Genomic DNA, 17,435 nt, shown 5'->3' on the forward strand with positions numbered 1-17,435 from the left:
AGGAGTCCGCCTGTGACTACCATCGTCTCCGTCCGCCGTGGCAACAGTGTTGTTATTGGTGGTGACGGCCAGGTTTCCCTGGGCAATACCGTAATGAAGGGCAATGCCCGCAAGGTGCGCCGACTGTTTCACAACAAGGTCATTGCCGGCTTTGCAGGCGGCACGGCAGATGCTTTTACCCTGTTCGAACGATTTGAGTCCCAGCTGGAGAAACATCAGGGACAGCTGGTCCGTGCTGCGGTGGAGATGGCAAAAGACTGGCGCACCGATCGCGCCCTGCGCCGCCTCGAAGCCCTGCTTGCAGTGGCGGACAAAGAACATTCACTGATCATTACCGGCAATGGTGATGTGATTGAGCCAGAAATGGATTTGATTGCCATAGGCTCTGGCGGCCCCTACGCCCAATCTGCTGCCCGTGCATTACTGGAAAACACCGACCTCAGCGCCCGGGAAATTGTCGAGAAAAGCCTCAGCATTGCCGGCGACATCTGCGTCTATACCAACCAGAGCCACACTATTGATGAACTGTCCTGGTAAACACACATATAACCGAGACCACTCATGCCTGAACTGACCCCCCGCGATACGGTCCGCGAGCTAAACCGTCATATTGTCGGCCAACTAGCGGCAAAGAAAGCCGTTGCCATTGCCCTGCGTAATCGCTGGCGGCGCATGCAATTACCTGAGGCACTACGCGCCGAGGTAATGCCAAAGAATATTCTGATGATTGGCCCCACCGGTGTTGGCAAAACTGAAATCGCCCGACGACTGGCCAAGCTCGCCAATGCACCCTTTATCAAAATCGAGGCAACCAAGTTTACCGAAGTAGGCTATGTAGGTCGGGATGTGGAATCGATTATCCGCGACCTTATGGAAATGGCCATAAAAATGCTGCGCGAGGAAGCCATGCAGCGTCACCAGCGGGCTGCGGAAGATGCGGCAGAGGATCGCATTCTTGATGCCCTGCTGCCTCCGGCGCGAGGGGGAGAGCCGACAGACTCCTCCACCCGGCAACTGTTTCGCAAGAAGCTGCGCGAAGGCGAGCTGGATGAGCGCGAAATCGAAATTGATCTGGCAGAACAGAAGATTGGCGTGGAAATCATGTCCCCCCCAGGCATGGAAGAGATGACCAGCCAGCTACAGCAGATGTTCTCGAAGATGGGTGGCGGCCAGCGCAAGATGCGTAAAATCAAAGTGCGTGAAGCGTTCCGTCTGGCGCGGGATGAAGAAGCGGCGCGACGGGTTAATGAAGATGAGCTAAAAGCCCGTGCCGTTGATGTGGTCGAGCAGCATGGCATCGTGTTTATCGATGAGATCGATAAGGTTGCCCGTCGCGGCGAAACCATGGGCGCTGATGTTAGCCGCGAAGGTGTTCAGCGTGACTTGCTGCCGCTAATTGAAGGCAGCACCGTAACCACTAAATATGGCATGGTAAAAACTGATCACATCCTGTTTATTGCTTCTGGTGCCTTTCAGATGTCCAAGCCTTCCGATCTGATTCCGGAACTGCAAGGCCGTCTGCCCATCAGGGTCGAGCTGGAAGCTCTGACCCCGGACGACTTCGAACGCATTCTTACGGAACCGGATGCTTCGTTAACGGAGCAGTACCGAGCGCTACTGGCCACCGAAGGCCTGAAAATAGAGTTCACCCCGGACTGTATCCGTCGGCTAGCGGAAATTGCCTGGCAGGTGAACGAGAAGGTCGAGAATATTGGTGCACGGCGTTTACACACGGTGCTGGAAAAGCTGCTCGAAGAGATTAGTTACGATGCCGATGACCTGGCTGTGCAGTACCACGATAAGGCCCTGGTGCTGGACGCTGCGGCGGTGGATCGACATCTGGCTGAGCTGGCCCAGGATGAGGACCTGAGCAAATATATTCTGTAATCAAAGCGAGCCCTCAGTCGTTGGCAACATGACGGGCATTCCCTGCTGTTCGGCGCTAAAGTAAAAGGTGTCGTTAGCAGGGAGTCTGTCCAGTATGTCTAGCCAGCCCATCGCACCTGGCCAAAGCATGGCCCCGATTCATTACAAAACCCTTGATGCCAACGAGGCGGTGGCCCGGGTTGCCTATCAGCTCAGTCAGGTGGTGGCTATTTATCCGATTACCCCTGCTTCGGTGATGGGCGAATATGCGGATGATTGGGCCTCCGGCGGCCGCACCAACTTATGGGGCAGCGTCCCGGATGTTATTGAGATGCAGTCCGAGGGCGGTGCCGCCGGCGCGGTTCATGGCGCTCTTACCAGTGGCGCCCTGACCACCACATTCACCGCCTCTCAAGGACTGCTGCTCATGCTGCCAGATCTTTTCAAGGTGGCCGGTGAACTGACATCATTCTGCATGCATGTTGCCGCGCGCACAGTGGCTACCCATGCCCTGTCAATCTTCGGCGATCACTCCGATGTAATGGCCGCACGGGGCACAGGCATGGCCCTACTGGCCTCAGGCTCAGCGCAGGAGGCTCAGGATATGGCCGCCATCGGTCATGCCGCCACGCTGCTGTCACGGATTCCTTTTCTGCATTTTTTTGACGGCTTTCGTACATCCCATGAAATCAGCAAGGTTGCCCTGCTAGACGAGGATACCCTGCGGGCACTGATCGATAACGATGCCGTACAAGCGCACCACCAGCGCGCACTGGACCCGGACCGCCCAATAATTCGTGGAACGTCGCAAAATCCGGATGCCTATTTTCAGTCGCGAGAAGCAGTAGAACCGTTCTACAACGCCTGCCCGGGCATTGTCAGCGACGTTATGCAACGCTTCGCGGCGCTCACTGGCCGTCACTATCAGTTATTTGACTACATCGGCCACGCGCAGGCGGAACGGGTCATGATCCTGATGGGATCCGGCGCCGAGTGCGCCCATGAGACCGTTGAGTATCTGAGCGCCAAGGGAGAAAAAGTCGGCATCCTCAAGGTGAGACTGTTCCGCCCCTTCTCGATCAACCACCTGCTGAAAGCACTACCCGATACGGTTCAAGCGGTGGCGGTGATGGACCGTACCAAGGAACCCGGATCGGTTGGCGAGCCGCTGCTGCTTGAAGTGACCTCGGCACTGGTCGATGCCGTGGCCACCGGTGAGCGCGCTATCCTGCCGCGCATCATCGGCGGCCGCTATGGCCTGTCCTCTAAAGAGTTCAATCCGGCAATGGTCAAAGCGGTATTCGATGAGCTGAAAAAGGACAAACCGAAAACCCGCTTTACCGTCGGCATTCGTGATGACGTATCCCATTCCTCGCTGATGATTGATAGCGATTTCGATATCGAGCCGGATAACGTCACCAGAGCGCTTTTTTTTGGCCTCGGCGCCGATGGCACGGTGTCCGCCAACAAAGCCTCAATAAAGATTATCGGCGAACAAACCGATGGCTATGCCCAGGGCCATTTTGAATACGACTCGCGCAAATCCGGCGCCACAACGATTTCCCATCTGCGCTTCGGGCCACAGCCAATTCGTTCCACCTATCGTATCCGTCACGCTCAGTTTATTGGCATTCATGATCCGCAATTTATTGACAGGCGTGATGTGCTGGCCAGCGCGGCAAGCGGCGCCACCGTGTTGGTCAATAGCGCCGTGCCGGCGGATCAGTTCTGGGATAGCCTGCCGCAGGAGTTTCAGAGCCAACTGATTGAACGACGCTGTAAGCTATATCTGGTGGATGGTTATAGCGTTGCTGAGCAGGCCGGATTGGGAAGACGCATAAATATTGTCATGCAGGCATGCTTTTTTTCATTAAGCAAGGTGCTACCCGAAGAGCAAGCCATGGCACAAATTCGGCAAAGCATCGAACAGAGCTTTGGTCGTCGCGGTGAAGAAGTGGTACGCCGCAATGTTGCCGCCCTGCAGGCATCGCTGGCCGCACTTGGCGAAATCAAGCTGCCAGGCAAAGCCAGCAACCGGCGCAGCCGACCTCCAGTAGTACCTGAGGACGCCCCGGATTTTGTTCAGCGCGTAACACGCCTGTTGATCGAAGGTCAGGGGGATGCGCTACCGGTAAGCGCATTCCCGCCGGATGGTAGCTGGCCATCGGGAACCAGCCGCTATGAAAAGCGCGCCATTGCCCAGGAGATTCCTGTCTGGCAGTCGGATATCTGTGTGCAGTGCAACTTTTGCTCCATGATTTGTCCCCACTCCGCTATCCAGACCAAGGTGTATGATCCGGCGGAGCTAGCCAATGCACCGCCGGGCTTTCGCTCCGTGGAAGAAACTTTCCACCCGGAGCTCAAAGGATTGCAATACACCGTTCAAGTCGCTGCCGAGGATTGCACCGGCTGCGGGCTATGCATCGAAGTGTGCCCATCGCGCGACCGCACCCAGCCATCTCGAAAGGCGCTGATGGCCGCACCACTAACCGAGCATCGTGAACAGGAAAAGGCGTCCTTTGCTTTCTTCGAAACCATTCCCTCGGCACCACTGAATGATTTCCCCATAGATAAACACAGCGCTGCCTTGCGAATTCCGTTATTCGAATTTTCCGGGGCCTGTGCTGGCTGTGGCGAAACGCCTTATCTGCGCCTTCTGACGCAGCTCTATGGCGACCGATTAATGATTGCCAATGCCACCGGCTGCTCGTCCATTTACGGCGGCAACCTGCCCACCACGCCATACACCACCAATGCTGATGGCCGTGGCCCGGCATGGTCTAACTCCCTGTTTGAAGATAATGCGGAATTCGGTCTGGGCATGCGTCTGGCCGTCGACAGCCAAACCCACGAGGCAAAGCGGCTGCTGCAGAACTTGCACAGCCAGTTGCCGGAAAAACTGCTGCAGGACTTATTATCAACGGCTGGTGACGATAACTGGGTTGCTGCCCAGCGCCTGCGCATTACTGAACTGAATAAACTACTGGCAAAAATTAACACTGCAGAAGCAGCACGTCTGGCTGATCTATCGCGCTATCTGGTCCCGCGCAGTGTGTGGATTGTCGGTGGCGATGGCTGGGCATACGACATTGGCTATGGTGGCCTGGATCATGTTTTGGCATCAAACCGCAAGGTTAACGTTCTGGTGCTGGATACAGAGGTCTATTCCAATACCGGGGGCCAACAGTCCAAGGCCACACCGCTGGGTGCCGCAGCAAAATTTGCCAGCGCCGGTAAATCTATTGCCAAAAAAGATCTGGGTCTGCTGGCCATGAGTTACGGCCATGTTTATGTGGCGCAGGTGGCCATGCAAGCTCGCAGCGCGCAAACCGTTAAAGCTTTTCAGGAAGCCGAGCAGTACCCCGGCCCATCATTGATCATCGCCCATAGCCCGTGTATCGCCCATGGCTACGACTTGATCAACTCACCAACCCAACAGCATCGCGCCATCAATAGCGGTGCCTGGCCTCTGTATCGCTTCGACCCGCGCCGCATTGAGCAAGACGAGGCTCCGTTAATGCTCGACTCCGGCGATCCCAAACTGGACATCAGTCACTACATGGAAAACGAAGCGCGCTTCCGCATGGTCGAACTGCGCTCCCCGCAACGATATGAGGAACTGCTCGCCGCCGCCCGTCATGGCGTACAACAAAAACGTGCGCTGTACCGTCAGCTATCCAATATCCACCTGCCTGCGGAGTCCACTGATGACTGACCTGACCACCTCCTGGCTTGGCCTGACACTACGCAGCCCGCTGGTTATCGCGGCGAGCCCCATCAGCCACGACCTTGTAGCTGCAAAGCAGGCTGTTGCTGCGGGCGCCGGGGCCATCGTTATGTATTCGCTGTTTGAAGAACAAGTGGTAGCTGAGCAGATGGCCGCCCATCATTTTCTCGACAGCCGCATCGACAACGACGCCGAAGCACGCAGCTTTTTACCCGATTCAGATGTGTTTGCTCTGGGCACAGAGCCATACCTGCGCCAACTTGAACAGCTGTGTCAGCACCTTGACGTCCCCGTAATTGCCTCGCTAAACGGCAACACACCCGGCGGCTGGACAGACTACGCCAAGCAGCTGGAAGCGCGGGGCGCAGCCGCCATTGAGCTAAACCTATACGATGTGGTTACCAGTGCCACCCGAACCGCTGCCGAAATCGAAAGCGACCAGCTAGGTATCGTCGAAAGCGTGGTGAATCAGGTTAGTGTGCCGGTGACCGTCAAACTCAGCCCGTTCTACAGCGCACTGCCCGCATTCGCCAAGCAACTGAAGAATGCCGGCGCCCGCGGCGTGACACTGTTCAATCGCTTTTATCAGCCCGATATCGATCTTGAACAACTGGACGTTGATCTCAAGTTAGCCTACTCAACCTCTGCAGAGCTACCGTTAAGACTGCATGCATTAGCGATCCTGCATCCGTCCAGCGCACTGGAGCTGGCTTGCAGCGGCGGCGTGCACAGTGGACTGGATGCCGCCAAGGCCATTCTTGCTGGCGCCTCGGTGGTACAGATTGCTTCTGCCCTGCTTGAGCATGGCCCTGAACAGCTGGCAACCATTCACAACGAGCTACACCAGTGGCTGGACGACAAACAGTATCGCTCGGTCAGCGAAGCCTGTGGGGTCATGTCACTGGCCTCCGCACCTGCCCCACAGCAGTGGGAGCGACTCAATTACATGAAGATTCTGCAGGGCTGGCAGCCGAGGAAGAGGAAATGACAGAAGCACGGGGCTTGCACAGCTAGCGCGACCTGACAGTTTCCGCTCACCCCTTATCGGCACGGTGCTGACGGTGGGGGTTTAAGGTCATGGGGTGCTATCATCCGCGCCACGCCAAAACCGGACTCCCCATGCGCGCCGACGAAAAACTCCAGCAGGACCTCGAACGCTTCTTTGCCCTGCGCCAGCACGGCGACGACCAGCGCTTTCGCGGCCGCCTCCACGCCCTGCAGCGCTTTCAGGGTGAGCGCCTGACCCGCAGCCACGCTGACCTGCTGGCGGTACCGGCCAACCAGGCAGCGATCGGCTTTCTGCTCGACGAGGTCTACGGCGGCAAAGACCTGCTGCCGGTGGCTCAAGACATCCGTCGAGCCGTCAATAAGGCCGCCAGCCTGCTGCCCGACCGGGTGATGGCCACCTCCGCCTCGGTACTGGAAGCAGCTATTCTGACTCAGGAGCTGGATGAGGCGCTGGCCGATACCCTGCACGACAGTCTTGACGGCCCAGTTACCGACGCCCTGTATATCGAAGGCTTCCGCGCTCTGGGGCGGCAGCAAGAGCGGCAACGCCAGCTCGACCTGATTAGCGAGGTTGGCCACCATGTGGACCGTTATGTGCGCGGCCGTATGCTGCAAGCCACTTTCCGCATGGTGCGACGTCCGGTCCATGCGGCCGGATTCGGCAACCTGTATGATTTCCTCGAGCGTGGTTTCGGCTCCATGCGCGATCTGGATAGCGCTGGCAAACTGCTGACCCAGCTGACCCGGACCGAAGCCCAGATTCTGGCCCGGCTATACGCCGGCCACCCGGCGCCTTTTGGAGAATTGAAATGAGCCAGGACAACACCACCCACTTCGGCTACCAGCAGGTACCGCTGCAGGAAAAAGCCAAGCGGGTTGCCGGCGTATTCCGCTCCGTGGCGCCCAAGTACGACCTGATGAACGACCTTATGTCGATGGGCATTCACAGGGTGTGGAAGCGTTTCACCCTGGAACTGGCCGGAGTGCGGCGCGGCCAGCGGGTACTGGATCTGGCCGGCGGCACCGGCGATCTGGCAATGAAGTTTTCCCGACTGGTGGGCGACCAGGGTGAAGTGATCCTTGCCGACATCAACGAAGCCATGCTCGGTGTTGGTCGCGACCGCCTGCTCGACAATGGCTGCGGCCACAACACCCGGGTGGTGCAGGTTAACGCTGAAGCCCTGCCGTTTGCTGATAACACCTTTAACTGCATCACCATTGCCTTCGGTCTGCGCAATGTTACCGACAAAGACAGGGCACTGCGTTCCATGTTGCGGGTACTGAAGCCCGGCGGCCGCTTGCTTGTATTGGAGTTCTCCAAACCAATCCATGATCCGCTATCAAAGCTTTACGATCTGTACTCGTTCAGCATCTTGCCGAAGCTCGGCCAGGCAGTGGCCGGTGATGCAGAGTCCTATCGCTATTTGGCTGAGTCGATTCGCATGCACCCGGATCAGGACACTCTGAAAGGCATGATGGAAACAGCCGGCTTTGCCCGCTGCGAATATTTCAACATGACCGGCGGCATTGTTGCCCTGCACCGCGGCTTCAAGTTGTGAGGGAACCACGCTAATGGATACGCGCCCACCAAACCTGTTTGAAGCCACTGCTCTGGCGACCATGGAGCGCGCAATCAATACTGCACTGCAGGCGGATGCCCTGACCCTTGAACAACTGCGCGAACATAGTGGCCGGCTGATTGCGGTGCATCTTAGTTTCCCTCCGCTATCGATTTACGCCCTGATTGTTGACGATGGCATTGAGCTATATCACGGCAGTGAGGCAGAAGCCGATGTGACCGTTCGAGGCGGGCCGATTGATCTTGCTGGGCAACTTTTTCAGTGGAAAACTGCTGACAGCGCCATCGCCGGGCCGGTACAGATCAGTGGCGACAGGGAACTACTGCAGAGCATTATTGGCATTCTCAAACAGCTTGATCTGAACTGGGCCGCGCTGATGCAGCCACTACTGGGCAGCGAACTTGCTCAGCAAGTGGAATACGGAGCCCGACGAGCATTTTCCATGGCACGTCAGGCTTTTGATCTTTTCCTCAATCGCGCCGGTGACTTCCTGCGCGAAGAATCATCGCTAATGGCCTTGCGTCGTGATGTAGTAGAGTTCAATCAGGATGTGGATGAGCTACGCTCTGATGCGGACCGCCTTGCTGCGCGCATTTCTCGCCTAAAGCAGCAGAGCGAGGCTGGGCAATAATGTTTCCGATTTTCCGCGTACTGTTTGTACTTCATATTATCTGCCGCTATCGGCTGATTTCACTGCTGCCGCCTCACCCGCTACTCAGGCCACTGATCCTTATCGAGTATCTGATTCCGTCCAGCTGGTTCGGCCCACGCCACCTGTCTGATGGCGAACGGCTGCAACATGCCCTGCAAGAGCTTGGGCCAATCTTTATCAAGTTCGGTCAACTCCTTGCTACTCGCCGCGATCTGCTACCCGGCGAATGGACGGATGCTCTGGCAAAGCTGCAGGACCAGGTGGCGCCCTTTGATGCTGCTGCCTCTCAGCGCATTATCGAGCGCGAGCTGGGCAAACCGGTGACTGAACTGTTTGCCCGATTCGAACAAACCCCGATGGCAGCGGCTTCCGTGGCCCAGGTGCATGCGGCGGAGTTAGCCGGCGGACAGGAGGTCGTGGTCAAGGTTATCCGCCCGGGTATCGAGCGCATCGTTGCCCGTGACCTGAAGGTGATGAAATCTGGCGCAGCATGGCTGGAGCGTTTATGGAAAGACGCCAGATACTTTCGTCCTTCCAGGGTGGTTGCAGACTATGAGGATGTGATTCTCGGCGAGCTGGACCTGCGTCAGGAAGCACGCAATGCAGAAGCTATGCGCCGCCACTTTTTGTTCAGCCCACTTTTGCATATCCCCGCCACCCATGCCGAACTGTGCACTGATAAAGTGATGGTGTCAGATCGGATCTATGGCATCCCGGTCAATGATGTGGAACGCATTCGTGCCGCCGGCATTGAGCCACGCCTGCTGGCAGAGCGAGGCTTTGAGATTTTCTTTGCTCAGGTTTTTCGCCATAACCTGTTTCACGCTGACATGCACCCCGGCAATATTTTTGTGAACCCGGCCCATCCGGAGTCACCTCAGTATATTGCGGTCGACTGCGCTATCGCCGGACGGCTATCCAAGGAAGACTTGCATGTACTGGGCCGTCTGGCCCTGCTAGTAATGCGCCGCGACTATGGCGGCATGGTGGATGTGGTGATCCGCGCGGGCTGGACTACCGTGCCGGTGGACCGCTCTCGGTTCCAGCGGGCGGTGGAAGAAATCGTCGACCCCATCATGTCCATGCCCCTCGACCAGCTGGAGTTCGCACCGCTGGTAATGAAGCTTTTCGACACCGCCCGCGGCTTCCATATTGAAGCCCCGATCCAGTACATACTGCTGTTAAAAACGCTGGTGCATATCGAAGGTCTGGGTCGCAGCATCTACCCGCAGCTGGACATCTGGACCCTGGGCCGGCCCATGCTGGAAAGCTGGATGCTGGAGCAATACGGTCCCTCCGCAACTCTGAAAAAATTTCAGGACAGGCTGCCGGAGTGGGCGGCCCAGCTCCCGGAAATGCCAGAGCTGTTCCGTGATGCTCTGGAAACCCTGCGCCACCTGCCCCACCAGCAACGCCAACTGGAGGAGCACCTGCGGCGCGATCAGACGCGCCATCGGCGCAAGCTAATTGGCGGGCTCGCTGGACTGGGGCTGATTGGCGGTGCGGCGCTGGCCCCCGCATTCTGGGCGGGCGCCGCGCTGGTTGGCGGATTAGCCCTGACCGGCTGGGCGATTCGGGCGTAGCGGTCGCTCCTACAAAGCGTGCCGATTCTGCTATGCTCGCAGCAGTCATATTGGAGTAACGAATGAGTGACATCCTCGCCCGGCTCCACTCAGTGCTGGAGGAACGCAAACAGGCGGAGCCATCCAGCTCCTATGTGGCGAGCCTCTATCACAAGGGCCTGAACAAAATTCTGGAGAAAGTTGGCGAGGAAGCAGTGGAAAGCATTCTCGCCGCGCGCGACGCCGAGGTCAGCGGCAACAATGACAAGCTGATCGGCGAAACAGCGGATCTATGGTTTCACTCCATGGTGATGCTGAGCAAACTGGGAGCCAACCCGGACCAGGTGCTTGCCGAACTGGACAAGCGCTTTGGCCTGTCAGGCATCGACGAAAAAAATTCACGTTCCCAACAGGGAGAATAACCATGTTGTCCGGCATCAGTATCTGGCAGCTCCTCATCGTACTGGTAATCATCATGCTGATCTTTGGCACCAAGAAGCTGCGCAATATCGGCGGCGATCTGGGTGGTGCCGTAAAAGGCTTTAAAGAAGCCGTAAAAGACGGTGAGAAATCCGCTGACAAACAGCTCAGCGAAAGTAAATCCGAGACTCAGAACGATAAAGTCAGCGACAAGGATCAGGTCTGATCCTGATGGAGTTCTGCGTCGATGTTTGATATCGGCTTCTTCGAGCTACTGGTTGTTTTTGTTATTGGCCTGCTGGTGCTCGGCCCCGAGCGCCTGCCCAAGGTGGTACGCGCCATTGGCCACTGGACTGGTCGCGCCAAGGCCACCCTAAACAACCTCAAGTACGAGATGGAGCGCGAAGCCTACAACGAGGAAATGAAAGAGCGATTCAAGAAGCAGCTTGAGGAACTCGGCATCGACGAAAATGCGCTGGCCTCCGGTCAGCACGAAGAGCAGCAAGCACTTAACGCTGCGCCAGAGTCCTCACAGAAAGAAAAAGATGACCGATAAACTGACGCCACTGGATGAACCGCAACCGCTTATCAAGCATCTTATAGAGCTGCGCGACCGGCTACTTAGAACCATGCTGGCAATTGCCTGTGTGTTTTTCCCCCTCTTCTATTTCTCCCAGGAACTTTATACCCTGGTTGCCCAGCCGCTGATGCAATCACTGCCTGCCGGCACATCAATGATTGCCACTGACGTCACCTCCCCTTTTCTGGTGCCGTTCAAGCTGACTCTGTATGTCAGCATACTGCTGGCCATGCCATTGATTCTGCATCAGGCGTGGGGCTTCATCTCTCCCGGCCTTTATAAACATGAAAAGAAGTTTGCCTTGCCGTTGCTGGCCAGCAGCATTGCTCTGTTTTACGGTGGCGTGGCATTTGCCTATTTTGTTGTTTTCCCGGTTTTGTTCGGCTTCTTTACCGCCATTGCCCCGGAAGGCGTAGCGGTGATGACAGACATCAGCCGTTATCTGGACTTTGTTATAACCCTGTTTATCGCTTTTGGTGTTGCTTTTGAATTGCCGATTGCCATTTTGCTGATGGTATGGAGCGGCATCACCACGGTCGAATCACTTCGAGAAAAGCGACCTTATGTGGTGGTCGGCTGTTTTGTTATAGGCATGCTGCTAACACCGCCAGATATTATCTCGCAGACATTGTTAGCCGTGCCTATGTGGCTTCTTTTTGAAGCAGGTGTTTTTATTGCCAGCTCAATCAAGGCAAGAGAAAAGGAGCAGGAATAGCCCGGAACCGCCGCATGGCAGCCCGGGCAGTGAGCTTTTAGAGCGCCAAACTGCCTACTGCAACGCGCTCACCGTTCTGAATGCGCATAACCTGACTGCCATCGCGGGCCAGCACAAAACTTTCAGTCTGCGCACCGCGTAGCACCTCAACCTGCACCGAGCCATCCGCCTGATAGGTCAACAAAGCCTCATTACCAAGACCATCCTTGACTCGCTCAGTGGTGCCTGCCACTTTGGCCCCCTTGTTATTCACCGGATTGGTGCCGGTCCAGAACTCCACCGAGTTGAGAATCACAATATCTGCCAGCAAAGTCAGCCCATAAACTGGCAAAATCCAAAAGGCGAATGAGATACCCTGATTAACGAACTTTTCGTCCGTCGCACTGGCATTCCAATCCTGCACCGTATTGAACAAGGCATTTTGCCCCAGACAACCGGACAACATTACCGAACCTGAAATTAGCATTGGTAGCATGAGCTTCTTCATGATTTATGTCCTGTGAACGATTATTGACAATCAGAAGGTAAGCCCATTCCCGGGCGGGCGCAATAAATCTGCTGCTGGAGGCTCGGGAGAGCGCTTGCTGGAGTCAGGCGTTGCTTGGCGCAGTGGTTGCCTGCGCACACCGCAATACTCCTCAGTAAAGCGAATCAGGCGATTGCGAACATCCGGATCTCGAAGGCTGGCAATATGCCGCCCGCGCAGCCTCTGGAACTCCTTGGTTGTCGTTGCTTGAGCATATAGTGCCTCACCATGGGAAAACGGAATTACTTCGTCTTCTTCACTGTGTAATACCAACAATGGAGCACGCAAATAGCCAATAGCATCAATCGCATCATATTTTTGTGGTTGAAATGGAATTACCACGGGCTTCAAAACTCGCAACAACCAATTTCGCGCCAGAATATCGCCGACAATATCGCCATAGCCGGTAAAGGCGGCCTCAATCATAAGACAGTCATAGCGACCATAGTTGCCCTCCTTTGCCAGCACCGGAATGGTCAGGCTGGCCCCCAAGCTCTGTGCAAAGACAATCAAGGGCTTGTCACCGAGGCGGCCAGACGAGCGTAACCAGTCAAGACCAAGCTGGATATCCTGCATCGCATATTTGATCTTTGGCTCGCCATCACTTAGTCCATAGCCACGATAGTCCGGCAGAAAGACATTAAAGCCTTGCTCCGGAAGCCAGATGACATTCATGACATGCGTGCTTACGTTCTGTGCATTGCCGTGAAGAAAGTACACTGTGCCTCTGGCTGCACCCTTAGCCGGCAGCCACCAGCCATGTACGCGCTCGCCGCGGGGATGAATAAGCACCACATCCTCATAGAGCAGCCCCTGATTGGCAGGGTTCTGTACCCACGGCTTCATCGGCAAAAAATAAACGCTATTACAGCCAACAAGCAGAGCCGGCCATAACAAAATGATCAGTCGAAGTAATAACGCCATGTCATCATCCAGGAATTCTCTCGGCCACCGCGCCACTCATCATGGAGGGCAGCCAGGCGGATGCCATTTTGCTGATTGATGGGTAGCTGCAGGCCGATCTGTCCGCGATGGCGATACTGGTCGTCGGCGAAATAGAGCGACTCGGCACTTAGATGAAAGCTGTAACGATTACCATGTCGCAGCACGCCCAGTTCAGCACCGCCACCACTATTAATAAAAGGATCGACATTGTCATTATTTTCAATTCTTGCCTGCAGATAGCCGTAGGGCAGCCAACCACCGACACGCCACGCCATCCCCGGACCACCACGAACAAAGCGGGTGGCATCTCTCTGCCCCGCGACTTCCGGGCGATCTATGCCCGCATGAACAAACCAGGAAGTGGGTCGTACAAAAGCCGTTCTCGGCGCCAGCGAGCGGATATTAACCAGATCCAGCTGCCACAAACGCCAGCGGTCCGATTCCTCCCGGCGAACACGTAAGTTCAGCGCTTCGATCCAGGCGCCATCAAGAAAGCCACGGTGATTATCCAACCAGTCGTGATAGGTCAGTCGATACTGGATTTCACCAAATCCATTGTTATCACGCTGCCCTCCTGACATGGCAATCATCTGTGTAGCATGACCATGCTCCGGTGGCTCCGGTGGCCGAATAGGGGGAAGTTCTGGCGCAGTATTAGCATGCATAAGCCGCAGCAATGCGTAACTGTTGGCTGCTGCTTCAGGGTTATTTTCTTTGCTGCGATCGCGAAATCTGGCCGCCTGATAGGCCGCTCGCGCCACCAGATGACGCCGCTCCTGGGACAACGCCTGATATTCAGGCTGCTCAGCCAGCGACACGCTTTTCATTAGCCTGACAGCCATACTGCGCTCGTCCGCAGACAGAGCCTCACCAGCTTGCTCCAGCTCCACTGCCTTGGATGGCCGATACAAGCGACTGGCAATCAAACCGGCGCCCTCAATGGCCCGAACCGTATTCACTGGCACTTCTGCAAAACGAAAATCACTCAGCAGGTCCACTTCAGGGCGCGCCACCTCAAGAAGTTCCAGTAAGCGGAACGAGCAATTCTCATCAAGAAAGTAGTAGTCAAAATCAACTTCCTTGAGCTCCCAGAGATGATCAATCATCCAACCAATCTCATTAGCATCAAGATCGAGCCGATACTCCCACATATCCCGATTTTCCAGATGGGCGTATTCCTGAATCTTGGTTACGTAGGAAACTGTGGAGAATCGCCCCGGATAGCCCCCGGCGAGGCCCCGATATATATAAAAAATCGAGTTATCTTCCGCTGTTACCAGAGCGCCAAAGTTCACCGCCCAAGCGTACCAGTCAGACTGCTGATCCACTGCGTCAAAGCGCAGCAGAGTATGACCAAACATGGACGAAGGGCTGTTCAGATAGGCCGCTGGAAATACCAGCACCACGGATGCATCAGGGATACCGGACCGCCACTGCTGATACTCATCACAATGGGAAAAAGGCTCTGGCTCATCCCAGCCAAGTGTAGCGGCCAAATAGCGGTAGCGCGCGGGAAAACGGCAACGCTCCTCTGCGTCAGGCTGGCCCAGCACCTCAATAGAGCGACGTAGCTCTGCCAACGAATTGCTACGCCCTTCTTCAGAAAGAAAGAAGCGTGCGTCGTCCACATAACTCTGACCACGGCTACGCAGTGTGGCGCCACGATTAATATGCAGCAGAGCCTGCCAGCGTGGTGCAGCCGCCAACTCTTCGAGAGGACTCGCCAGCACGGCACTCGGTGAGGCAAGAATCAATACAAAAAAAGTAATAAACAGGAGGATGCCCGATGGCATTAATACATAGCCTCAGCAGGCAGATGAAAAGATATTACGCCCTGCCGCGAGTGCGGCAGAGCGTAGTTTGGGCTAGATCAGATATGCTTGGCGAGAACCGCGTCAGCTTTCATCACAGCCGAGATCTGATCTGCCACTTCACCGGCGGTCACATCATCACGGGAGAAAATAGCGGAAAAGTTCTGGTGCATAACCTGATTAAAATGTGCACGCTCTTCAGCTGGCACGCCCATTGATACGGACAGTGCAGTCAGCGCTTCACCCTCACCGGTAGCCATATCCATAGCCACTTCTTCGAGAACGCCATTCATAGCCAGCAGGCTCTTACCGCTGTAGGTCAACGCGCCGCTGGTGTCACAACCATTGGTACCAGTGGTCATACCGAAAGTGGCGTTACCGGAGGTACCGTTTACCAGCGTAGCCAGCAGGTGCATCGGCATGCCGCTCTGACCTTCAAACAGCATGTTACCCCAACCACAACCAGGGCCACCCGCAGCATCAGCATGCGCACCAGCAGCAGAACCCAGCAATAAGGCAGCAATGATGGTTTTCTTCATTGTGTTTCTCCAGATTAGAATGATTTTTGCTTCCATGTGGCGCACCCAATCGCGTGGCCAGCCAAGTCCATCATAGACCAATCTACCTGCTAGCATGCAAGCAGGTTTTCACCCCTCTAACAAAAAAGTAACCGGCCCATCGTTCACCAGCATCACCTGCATATCGGCACCAAATATGCCACTGGCCAGCTCAACTCCGGCTTCCCGCCGCAGCAACTCAAGCATGGTCAGGTACAAGTCGTTTGCCCTCTGAGGATCGGCTGCCAGACTAAAGCCCGGACGTAAGCCCCGGCGGGTGTCTGCCGCCAATGTAAACTGGGATACCAGCAACACGCCCCCGGCAACATCCCGGACACTAAGATTTGTCTTGCCTGCCTCATCAGCGAACAGGCGGTAGTTCAGCATCCGCTCAGTCAGGCGTGTGACCTGCTCCTCTCCGTCCGCTCTTTCGAACCCCACTAACGCCAGGATGCCACGGCCAATGGCGCCGACCTGCTCATCAGCAACGCTAACACTGGCCCTGCTGACCCGTTGTAGCAACAGCTTCACCGGCCCTCTCCCTGCCTGTCTCCCAAGCGACCCATCTCTGCCACAGCTTCCAGCAAGGCAGCCTGAATACCTGCTTCGGCCACCGAATGGCCGGCCCCCTCCACCACATTCAGACGACTATCCGGCCAGGCCTGATGCAGCGCCAGAGCCTGATCCGCAGGACAGACCAGATCCAGCCGGCCATGGACGATGACTCCGGGAATGCCCGTCAACTGCGACGGAGGCATAGGCCATTGCTGCAAAAAGCCCTGATTAACGAAGTAATGGCTTTCTATCAAGGCCATGGCGAGGGACTGACGGGAGAAGCCTTCGGCCACCGCCTCGGATGGCAGCACAGTTGAGCAGGCAGCTTCCCAGGCCGCCCAGATACTGGCCAAAACCTGCTGTTGCAGGCCATCAGCCTGACTCAAAAGACGATACCAAGCATGCAGAGGATCATCGCGCTCGCTTTCCGGGATTGGTGCAATAAACTTCGCCCAGGCTTCCGGCCGGACCCGGCTGGCGCCTCCTGCCCGGTACAGCCAATCCATATCCTGCTGTCGACAAAGAAATATCCCACGCAGCACCATGGCAGAGACCTTTTCGGGATACTGACTGGCGTAACGCAGCGCCAGGGTCGCCCCCCAGGATCCGCCAAACAGCATCCAACGATTGATACCCAGATGCTGGCGCAGCTTTTCCATATCAGCGATCAGGTCATCAGTGCTGTTAGCGGTCAGGCAAGCTGAAGGTCTGGAGCGCCCGGCACCGCGCTGATCAAACAGTATGATGCGCCAGTGCTGCGGATCAAAGAAGCGCCTCAGATGGGGCGAGCAGCTGCCGCCAGGCCCGCCATGCAGAACGATGACCGGACGCCCTGCCGGATTACCAGACTCCTCAACATACAGGGAGTGCAGCGCATCTACTGGCAAATGAAACTGTTGACGGGGCGACAGCGGAGGATAAAGTGGCATAC

Annotated in this window: 18 protein-coding genes; 12 read left to right on the forward strand and 6 right to left on the reverse strand. The window is 56.2% G+C overall.

The window, feature by feature from the left end:
• Positions 1-12 precede the first annotated feature (12 nt).
• The 12 genes from hslV to tatC all read left to right on the forward strand — a co-directional run bounded on the left by hslV (position 13) and on the right by tatC (position 12,110).
• Complete coding sequence (gene hslV / locus J1C54_RS02960) at positions 13-537, forward strand: ATP-dependent protease subunit HslV (RefSeq protein ID WP_229144361.1); 525 nt, start codon at positions 13-15, stop codon at positions 535-537.
• Between the two features lie 24 nt (positions 538-561).
• On the forward strand, positions 562-1,887 hold the full coding sequence (gene hslU, locus J1C54_RS02965) for an ATP-dependent protease ATPase subunit HslU (protein WP_229144362.1): 1,326 nt from the start codon (positions 562-564) through the stop codon (positions 1,885-1,887).
• A 94-nt stretch (positions 1,888-1,981) separates the two neighbouring features.
• Positions 1,982-5,581 carry a pyruvate:ferredoxin (flavodoxin) oxidoreductase gene (nifJ, locus tag J1C54_RS02970; protein ID WP_229144363.1) on the forward strand — a complete coding sequence of 1,200 codons (3,600 nt, stop codon included), beginning with the start codon at positions 1,982-1,984 and terminating at the stop codon, positions 5,579-5,581.
• The gene (locus tag J1C54_RS02975; RefSeq protein ID WP_229144364.1) at positions 5,574-6,581 is read left to right on the forward strand and encodes a dihydroorotate dehydrogenase-like protein; all 1,008 of its coding nucleotides are present in this window, start codon (positions 5,574-5,576) and stop codon (positions 6,579-6,581) included. Before nifJ ends, J1C54_RS02975 begins: the two co-directional genes overlap by 8 nt.
• Positions 6,582-6,712: 131 nt before the next feature.
• Complete coding sequence (locus tag J1C54_RS02980) at positions 6,713-7,414, forward strand: hypothetical protein (protein WP_229144365.1); 702 nt, start codon at positions 6,713-6,715, stop codon at positions 7,412-7,414.
• Positions 7,411-8,160, forward strand: coding sequence for a bifunctional demethylmenaquinone methyltransferase/2-methoxy-6-polyprenyl-1,4-benzoquinol methylase UbiE (gene ubiE / locus J1C54_RS02985; RefSeq protein WP_229144366.1), 750 nt, complete (start codon positions 7,411-7,413; stop codon positions 8,158-8,160). The genes J1C54_RS02980 and ubiE overlap by 4 nt, the downstream gene beginning before the upstream one ends.
• 13 nt (positions 8,161-8,173) lie before the next feature.
• Positions 8,174-8,812, forward strand: a complete 639-nt coding sequence (locus tag J1C54_RS02990; protein WP_229144367.1) for an SCP2 domain-containing protein — start codon at positions 8,174-8,176, stop codon at positions 8,810-8,812.
• The gene (locus J1C54_RS02995) at positions 8,812-10,416 is read left to right on the forward strand and encodes an AarF/UbiB family protein (protein WP_229144368.1); all 1,605 of its coding nucleotides are present in this window, start codon (positions 8,812-8,814) and stop codon (positions 10,414-10,416) included. The genes J1C54_RS02990 and J1C54_RS02995 overlap by 1 nt, the downstream gene beginning before the upstream one ends.
• 62 nt (positions 10,417-10,478) lie before the next feature.
• Positions 10,479-10,817: a phosphoribosyl-ATP diphosphatase gene (locus tag J1C54_RS03000; RefSeq protein WP_229144369.1), complete on the forward strand. Its 339-nt coding sequence runs from the start codon at positions 10,479-10,481 to the stop codon at positions 10,815-10,817.
• A 2-nt stretch (positions 10,818-10,819) separates the two neighbouring features.
• The gene (tatA, locus tag J1C54_RS03005; RefSeq protein WP_229144370.1) at positions 10,820-11,041 is read left to right on the forward strand and encodes a Sec-independent protein translocase subunit TatA; all 222 of its coding nucleotides are present in this window, start codon (positions 10,820-10,822) and stop codon (positions 11,039-11,041) included.
• 21 nt (positions 11,042-11,062) lie between these two features.
• Positions 11,063-11,371, forward strand: coding sequence for a Sec-independent protein translocase protein TatB (gene tatB, locus J1C54_RS03010; protein WP_229144371.1), 309 nt, complete (start codon positions 11,063-11,065; stop codon positions 11,369-11,371).
• On the forward strand, positions 11,361-12,110 hold the full coding sequence (tatC, locus tag J1C54_RS03015; RefSeq protein WP_229144372.1) for a twin-arginine translocase subunit TatC: 750 nt from the start codon (positions 11,361-11,363) through the stop codon (positions 12,108-12,110). The genes tatB and tatC overlap by 11 nt, the downstream gene beginning before the upstream one ends.
• Positions 12,111-12,147: 37 nt before the next feature.
• Here tatC and J1C54_RS03020 read toward each other — a convergent pair whose 3' ends face one another.
• The 6 genes from J1C54_RS03020 to pip all read right to left on the reverse strand — a co-directional run bounded on the left by J1C54_RS03020 (position 12,148) and on the right by pip (position 17,433).
• Entirely contained in the window at positions 12,148-12,597 is a 450-nt protein-coding gene (locus J1C54_RS03020) for a DUF3332 family protein (RefSeq protein ID WP_229144373.1), read from the reverse strand.
• A gap of 30 nt (positions 12,598-12,627) precedes the next feature.
• Positions 12,628-13,560: an alpha/beta hydrolase gene (locus J1C54_RS03025; RefSeq protein ID WP_229144374.1), complete on the reverse strand. Its 933-nt coding sequence runs from the start codon at positions 13,558-13,560 to the stop codon at positions 12,628-12,630.
• Positions 13,539-15,374 (reverse strand): DUF4105 domain-containing protein, encoded by a 1,836-nt coding sequence (locus J1C54_RS03030; protein WP_229144375.1) that lies wholly within the window; start codon positions 15,372-15,374, stop codon positions 13,539-13,541. The genes J1C54_RS03025 and J1C54_RS03030 overlap by 22 nt, the downstream gene beginning before the upstream one ends.
• Positions 15,375-15,451: 77 nt before the next feature.
• Entirely contained in the window at positions 15,452-15,931 is a 480-nt protein-coding gene (locus J1C54_RS03035; protein ID WP_229144387.1) for a DUF3015 domain-containing protein, read from the reverse strand.
• A gap of 108 nt (positions 15,932-16,039) precedes the next feature.
• Entirely contained in the window at positions 16,040-16,480 is a 441-nt protein-coding gene (gene dtd / locus J1C54_RS03040; RefSeq protein WP_229144389.1) for a D-aminoacyl-tRNA deacylase, read from the reverse strand.
• Positions 16,477-17,433, reverse strand: a complete 957-nt coding sequence (pip, locus tag J1C54_RS03045; RefSeq protein WP_229144391.1) for a prolyl aminopeptidase — start codon at positions 17,431-17,433, stop codon at positions 16,477-16,479. Before pip ends, dtd begins: the two co-directional genes overlap by 4 nt.
• Positions 17,434-17,435: the final 2 nt, after the last annotated feature.

It is taken from the genome of Alcanivorax sp. 1008 (assembly GCF_020667895.1).
GTDB lineage: Bacteria > Pseudomonadota > Gammaproteobacteria > Pseudomonadales > Alcanivoracaceae > PGZG01.